The organism is Fructobacillus parabroussonetiae (assembly GCF_018437265.1).
GTDB lineage: Bacteria > Bacillota > Bacilli > Lactobacillales > Lactobacillaceae > Fructobacillus > Fructobacillus parabroussonetiae.
Genome location: NZ_JAAMFL010000007.1, coordinates 122747 through 128989, shown reverse-complemented (window position 1 = coordinate 128989; position 6243 = coordinate 122747). Strand labels below are relative to the sequence as shown.

Here is a 6243-nt window from a genome sequence, read left to right as displayed (position 1 = left end):
TCATACCTATGAATCGAACCTAGTGATGTAAAAAAAGTGTCTAACTTATTGACATACGAGCACGCCATTGACGGTCGAATCAGTGATGAAAAAGCCAAAATTGATCGGATGAATCATCTGACTAAGTCAGAAAAAGAAGCAGCAAAGAAGAAGCTGGATGCACAGTCGGATGCAGCCAAGGCCGCCGTTGATGAAGGTCAAACGGCCGATCAGGTATACGATAAGGTGAAGGCTTCAAACTTTACGGCAAATGTTGACCAAGCCATGGCTGATTTGACCAGCCACTCAACACTTGATGAGCAAAAAGCTACTGCTAAATCGGCTATCGATGAGCAAGCCAAGCAAGCAAAGGATGCCATTGACGGTCGTGCCGACCTTTCAAGCGATGAAAAGGCCAAAGCAAAGCAAGCTATTGACGATTCAGCGGACCAAGCTAAGAAGCAATTGGACGGCATTAGCAATGCGGATGATTTGAAGAAAAGTGTTGCCCCCATCAGCTTTAAGGAAGAAACGGACCGCTTGAACCAAGATTTGGCCCACCATGACACCCTTGCTGAACAGAAGGCAGCCGCTAAAGCGGCCATTGACGAAAAAGCACAGGCAATGAAGGTAAAGATTGCCGCGATGACAAACTTGACGGATGAGCAAAAGGCAGCGGCGATTAACGAAATCGACACTGCTGCACAGTCTGCTAAGAATAAGATCGATGGTGAAGTGAACGCGGATGCTGTCTTAATTGATGTCAAGGATTTGACCTTTGATCAAAATAGTCAAAGGGTCATTCAGCGACTCGCACAAATTGTGCCAGCCGCAAAGTCAGTGGCTGAACTAACTGAAACGGTAAACCACGTCCAACCAGAAACCGGTCGACAGACGGAAGAGAATCGTTGGACCATGCTTCTACTCGGTATGTTGTCAATCGTTTCACTGGCTTACGTTAAAACGAAGAAATCATAAATTCAGTTGTGAAGACTGCTTGAATGATCAATAAAAAAGCCCCCATTGCTCTGTTAACACAGCAATCGGGGCTTTTCGACTTTGTCATCACTTTTAGAGCATGAGCATGGAAAGAAGGAGGGCGCTCATGGCCGCAAGTGGTTGATAACGGTAGGTTAAGGGACGGATGAAGGAAAGCACAAAGACGGCAAAGGCGAGAACCATGGCCGTCAAAACGCCGAATCCAAATGCATGGAAGAAAAGAAGGTGGATCAGGTAGAGAGCGCCTGTGACAAGGCCCAGAAGGCGGCCAGCGGCCTTTGGTAGGAAGAGGGCTGTTAGGTAGAAGAGACTAGCGTAAAACAGGTCCCAGGAGCTGTTTAGAAAATTCTGGTCGACGTAGTTATTCCCAAGAAAGGCGATGCAGACGGGCACTGAAAAAGTCAGTAACGTTGCCAAGGCTAAGAGGCCTACGCCGTTTTTGAGTTGCACGAGGTTCAATGGCAGAAGTGCCAAAACTAAAACGAAGAGAAAGAGTAAGGCAAGCACTTCAAAGCGCATTCGAAGTGAGGAAGAGAAAAGAACGAGCGTTGATCCGGCCAAGCAGGTATAGAGTCGCCAATCCTTTTGTTCAAAACGACTGGCAATGAGGTAGCCAACAGCGGCCGAGCAGAAGAGCGAATAAACCAACAGTGGCCAAATTTGGCCAAAGGATAATTGGCTACCAAGTGTGCCAGCAAGAATCGGACGAAGCCACCAGACCATGGTTAACAAGAGCGTTGTGATGGGGATGGTCCAGGGAAGAACGGCTGGTAAATGCTGATAGCGACGCAATGGCTGCTCGTTGTCAATCGACCGTTCCCGTCGTTTATTTCGGGCGAAAAAGTCCTGTGCAAACTGCCCGGTTGATGTCCGCTGTTCTTCTTGAGAATTCTGCTTCTTTTCGTCCATTGGTTGACTTCTTTCAATCGTAATTCTTGTACTTTCTTATTTTATCATGTAGAATATGAAATATATATTACAACACTATCAAGAGCAGGGAAGTGATACAGCACGATGAACCTGCACCAACCGGCTAACGCACGGTGGTAATTCTGTAAGATAGGCAAGCTCTTTTGATTCGCTCAGGCTGCTGCCTGGGCGTTTTTTATTGGCCTCTTCTTGATGTGTGAAAAGAAGGAGAAGAATATGACAAAGTACTTTACTGCTGAATCGGTGGCCAATGGCCACCCTGACAAAGTCGCCGATCAAATCGCCGATGCCATCTTGGACGCCGTCTTGGCCAAGGACCCGAAGGCCCGTGCGGCGATTGAGGTAACGACGTCGACTGGTGATGTGTCCATTTTTGGTGAATTGTCGACTAGCGCCTACGTCAACATCCGTCAAATCGCGGTGGAAACGGTCCGTTCGATTGGCTACGATAAGCCAGAACTGGGCTTCTCGGCTGATTCCATTAACGTCTCAAATAAAATCGTTGAACAGTCACAAGACATTGCGCAGGCGGTCGATGCCGCAGATGATGACCCGGATCAGCTGGGTGCCGGTGACCAAGGAATGGTCTTTGGTTATGCGACAAACGAAACGGCTGATTACCTGCCATTGGCATTGGATTTGTCCCACCAGTTGATGCGCCAAATTCGTGCGGTTCGAGAAGAAGGGCAGGTTGCCTACCTGCGTCCGGATGCCAAGGGGGAAGTGACCTTGGCTTTGGCCGATGATGGTTCGGTCGAACGAATTGCTGCCGTGGTCTTGTCGACGCAACACGACGATGCCGTTGATTTGGACCAGCTGCGTGCTGACATGAAACGTCTTGTCATTGATCCGGTCTTGCCAAGTGACCTGGTTGACGAACAAACGAAGTATTACATTAATCCGTCTGGTCGCTTTGTTTTGGGTGGCCCCCAGGCCGATTCCGGCTTAACGGGTCGGAAAATCATTGTCGATACCTACGGCGGTGCCGCCCATCACGGTGGTGGTGCCTTCTCAGGTAAGGATGCGACAAAGGTTGATCGATCGGGTGCCTACTATGCGCGTTACGTTGCTAAAAACCTGGTGGCTGCAGGCTTGGCCGATAAGGCAGAACTCCAGGTTGCCTATGCCATTGGAGTGGCTAAACCAGTGTCTTTGAACATCGAGACTTTTGGAACGGCAAAGATTGCGGAAGAAAAAATTGAAAAAGTCGTGGCCGACCTTTTTGATTTCCGTCCCTTAGCCATTATTCAAGCCCTCGATTTGCAACGACCAATCTATCAGCAAACGGCTGCATACGGTCACTTTGGACGTCCGGATTTGGATTTGCCATGGGAAAAGTTGGATAAGGTAGCAGCGATTCGAGAAGCTGTTCAATAAAAAAGAAAGAGCCGCTCAATTTTGGGCGGCTCTTTCTTTTTTTATGCTATTTGCTTGATTCTTGACTCTTTGACAAGGAAATGACGGGGTAGGTGCCGGCTTCTTTGACTTGGAAAGAGTAGGCGCCGTTTTCAAGCGCGTTGCCGTCAAGCTTAACACTTTGCAAATCGCGAATGTGAATGGCCGCCTCATTTTTGATCGGTTTGGTGATAAAACCACGACGAGAGGGATTTTCCCGACCCTTCTTTCCTTGCAAATAGGTCAGCAGGATTTTTGGCCAAGCGACTTGGTTCACCACCCGAAGATTGAATGGCTGATCCTGGTCGGCTTGGTTTAAGACTTGGAGCCCCAGTGTCTTAGCATAAAGCTGGTAGCTACTGCCTTGACGGAGACTCCAAGCAAAGGTGACCTTGTCTTGATTGCGGGAAATCAGATTCCAAAAATCAAGGAACTGTTGCCAGGCTTGCTTCCACACGACTTTTTGATTGAAGGTCGGCAGTAAAGCGGAAAAGTCGGGGCCAACCTGCAAGTAATGAAGGAAATAGCGGCGCCCCTTGTTTGGTACGTTCCCCTCAATCATGGCCATTGGTTCTTCGACAATCGCTTCTGCTTTTAGAGCAGCCGTCAGTTGATTGACTAAGTCGGCGACTTTGACGTTTTTTTCGCTTAATTGGAAAAGGAGGAGGGGGCGCTTCTTGTCGGGATCAATTGATAGAAAGCCTGACAAGACTTCGTTGGCCGCCGCTTCATTACCAATGACGACAATCGGGTCCATGCGATCGGCAAAGGCTTTATCACGGGCAACGAGACGGGCTTTTTGGTAAAGGGAGTGGTGGGGCTTGGACTTTTTGAAGGTAGCGGCGAGGCCGACCTTTGTCAATTCACCTTCGATTTGATCCAAGAGTCCCGTTTTATTCTTGTGTGGTAAGAGCGCGCTCTCAATGAAGATATGTGCTTGTTCTGACATGCTGCCCTCCTAAACGATGGCGATAAAAAAGGCATGCTAGGCATGCCTTCGGCCTTAAACCATGATGAGCATTGGCAAGATCATTGGCTTTCGGGCAGTTTCTTTATGCAAATACTTGGCCAAGTCATCAATGATGGCTTGACGAATATCAGATTCGGAAGCGGACTTTTGAGACATTGCCTTACGAATCGTATTGAAAATGACATGGCGACCATCGTTAATCAAGTCACCTGATTCGCGCATATAGACGAATCCGCGGGATAAGATATCCGGACCAGACAAGATTTCTTTTTTCTTCAAGTCGATGGTTGCTGTCACGATGACTAAGCCGTCCTGTGACAACTTCAAGCGGTCGTGCAAGACAACGGAACCGATGTCACCAATACCAGAACCGTCGATATAAGTATCTTCGGCAGGGAAGTGACCGGCAAGGCGTGGTGGGTTCACACCGTCCAATGCCAAAACGTCCCCGTTTTCTTGGATAAAGGTGTTTTCAGCAGGAATATCGAGTTCTTCTGCTAATCCAGCGTGGACCTTTAACATCCGGTATTCACCGTGGACAGGCATGAAGTACTTGGGCTTCATCAAAGAAAGCATCAACTTCTGTTCTTCTTGGCCACCGTGACCAGAAGTGTGAATGTTGTTTAGCTTTCCGTGAATGACGTTGGCGCCACCTTCCTCCAATTTGTTAATCACGGCGTTCACCGAGGCGGTGTTACCAGGAATTGGTGAGGAGGAGAAGATCACGTTGTCTTTTGGCTTCAAGCGAACTTGCTTGTGGGTACCGTTGGCGATTCGCGCCAGGGCAGCCATTGATTCACCCTGTGAACCCGTTGACATAATCAAGAGTTCATCGTCCGGGATGTTTTTGATTTGTGACTGCTCAATCAAGGCGTCATCTGGGATATCAAGATAGCCCAAAGCCCGGCCGTTGGTCATGGCTGATTCCATTGACCGACCGAAAACGGCGATTTTACGGCCGTTTTTGATTGCGGCATCCGTTGCCATCTTGATTCGGTTCATATTGGAAGCGAAAGTCGCAAAGATGATTCGACCGTGCTTCAGTTGGCTGAAGAGCTTGTCGACCGTCTTTTGAACCCAGGCTTCGGATTTTGTCCACTCTGGTCGTTCGGCGTTGGTCGAATCCGACATTAAGAGCAAAACACCTTCTTCACCAATCCGTGCCATTGACCAGAGGTTTGGCTTTTGCTTGGTGGTGGGCGTCAAATCAAATTTAAAGTCACCAGTCTCGACAATTGTTCCAACGGGTGTCTTAATGGCGATACCAAAGACGTCGGGAATCGAGTGGGTGGTCCGGAAGAATTCAGCGGATGTCTTACCGAAGTTAACCACGGAGCCATCCGTGATTTCGTGGAGTTCCACGCGGTTTAACATCTGCTTTTCTTCCAGCTTGTTTTTGATCAGGGCCATGGCTAATGGGCCTGCGTAAACGGGTACGTTAACCGCTTGCAAGAAGTAAGCGATGGCACCAATGTGGTCTTCGTGTCCGTGGGTAATGACAAGGCCTTTGACCTTATCAATGTTTTCGACTAAGTACGAGTAGTCTGGAATGACATAGTCAATTCCTAAAAGGGAGTCTTCGGGAAACTTGATACCGGCATCGACGATGACGATTTCGTCTTGGTATTCAATGCCGTAAGTGTTCTTCCCGATTTCGCCAAGGCCCCCAAGGGCGTAAACCGCAACTTCGTTGGGCTTGATATCGATTTTATCCATGGGAATTAGTTAAAAGTCGTCAATGAAAATTCTGGGTCAGCCTGTTCGTACACCAGTGCTGCGTCAGAGAGTTCTTCGACCGTTTCAATGTTAAAATCGGTGTTCTTTTGTGCCAATGCATAGGCATCAGCGTGTGAATCTGCTTCTAGAAAGAAAGATTGCGTGTTTTCCCGCTTTGGGTTGCGGTCCATGCTTTCCTGGTAATAAACTTTGTAAACCATTGTGGTTCCTCCAAAATAATGAATTCTTTTTGT

At 48.3% G+C, this 6243-nt stretch carries 6 protein-coding genes and 1 riboswitch; of the genes, 2 read left to right on the top strand and 4 right to left on the bottom strand.

The genetic code is table 11. The features are described 5' to 3' along the window. Window positions 1–36 precede the first annotated feature (36 nt). Window positions 37–957 carry a DUF1542 domain-containing protein gene (locus G6R30_RS04900; protein ID WP_213822054.1) on the top strand — a complete coding sequence of 307 codons (921 nt, stop codon included), beginning with the start codon at window positions 37–39 and terminating at the stop codon, window positions 955–957. A gap of 93 nt (window positions 958–1050) precedes the next feature. Here the strand turns inward: G6R30_RS04900 and G6R30_RS04895 are convergent, their stop codons facing one another. Beyond that, window positions 1051–1887 carry a hypothetical protein gene (locus G6R30_RS04895; RefSeq protein WP_213822052.1) on the bottom strand — a complete coding sequence of 279 codons (837 nt, stop codon included), beginning with the start codon at window positions 1885–1887 and terminating at the stop codon, window positions 1051–1053. 72 nt (window positions 1888–1959) lie between these two features. Further along, a riboswitch (SAM riboswitch) is annotated at window positions 1960–2044 on the top strand. Between the two features lie 80 nt (window positions 2045–2124). Here G6R30_RS04895 and metK point away from each other — a divergent pair. Continuing rightward, window positions 2125–3285 (top strand): methionine adenosyltransferase, encoded by a 1161-nt coding sequence (metK, locus tag G6R30_RS04890; RefSeq protein ID WP_213822050.1) that lies wholly within the window; start codon window positions 2125–2127, stop codon window positions 3283–3285. A 46-nt stretch (window positions 3286–3331) separates the two neighbouring features. Here the strand turns inward: metK and G6R30_RS04885 are convergent, their stop codons facing one another. Genes G6R30_RS04885 through G6R30_RS04875 form a run of 3 tightly spaced genes read right to left on the bottom strand, consistent with a single transcriptional unit; the run spans window position 3332 to window position 6210 of the window. Beyond that, complete coding sequence (locus G6R30_RS04885) at window positions 3332–4252, bottom strand: hypothetical protein (RefSeq protein WP_213822047.1); 921 nt, start codon at window positions 4250–4252, stop codon at window positions 3332–3334. 54 nt (window positions 4253–4306) lie between these two features. Beyond that, the gene (gene rnjA, locus G6R30_RS04880) at window positions 4307–5989 is read right to left on the bottom strand and encodes a ribonuclease J1 (protein ID WP_213822045.1); all 1683 of its coding nucleotides are present in this window, start codon (window positions 5987–5989) and stop codon (window positions 4307–4309) included. A 5-nt stretch (window positions 5990–5994) separates the two neighbouring features. Beyond that, window positions 5995–6210 carry an RNA polymerase epsilon subunit gene (locus G6R30_RS04875; RefSeq protein ID WP_213822043.1) on the bottom strand — a complete coding sequence of 72 codons (216 nt, stop codon included), beginning with the start codon at window positions 6208–6210 and terminating at the stop codon, window positions 5995–5997. Window positions 6211–6243 lie beyond the last annotated feature (33 nt).

What these genes read in the sequence shown, in the direction of transcription:
- G6R30_RS04895 (WP_213822052.1), bottom strand. Translation starts at nt 1,887, where the DNA reads ATGGACGAAAAGAAGCAGAATTCTCAAGAAGAACAGCGGACATCAACC.
- metK (WP_213822050.1), top strand. Translation starts at nt 2,125, where the DNA reads ATGACAAAGTACTTTACTGCTGAATCGGTGGCCAATGGCCACCCTGAC.
- G6R30_RS04885 (WP_213822047.1), bottom strand. Translation starts at nt 4,252, where the DNA reads ATGTCAGAACAAGCACATATCTTCATTGAGAGCGCGCTCTTACCACAC.
- rnjA (WP_213822045.1), bottom strand. Translation starts at nt 5,989, where the DNA reads ATGGATAAAATCGATATCAAGCCCAACGAAGTTGCGGTTTACGCCCTT.
- G6R30_RS04875 (WP_213822043.1), bottom strand. Translation starts at nt 6,210, where the DNA reads ATGGTTTACAAAGTTTATTACCAGGAAAGCATGGACCGCAACCCAAAG.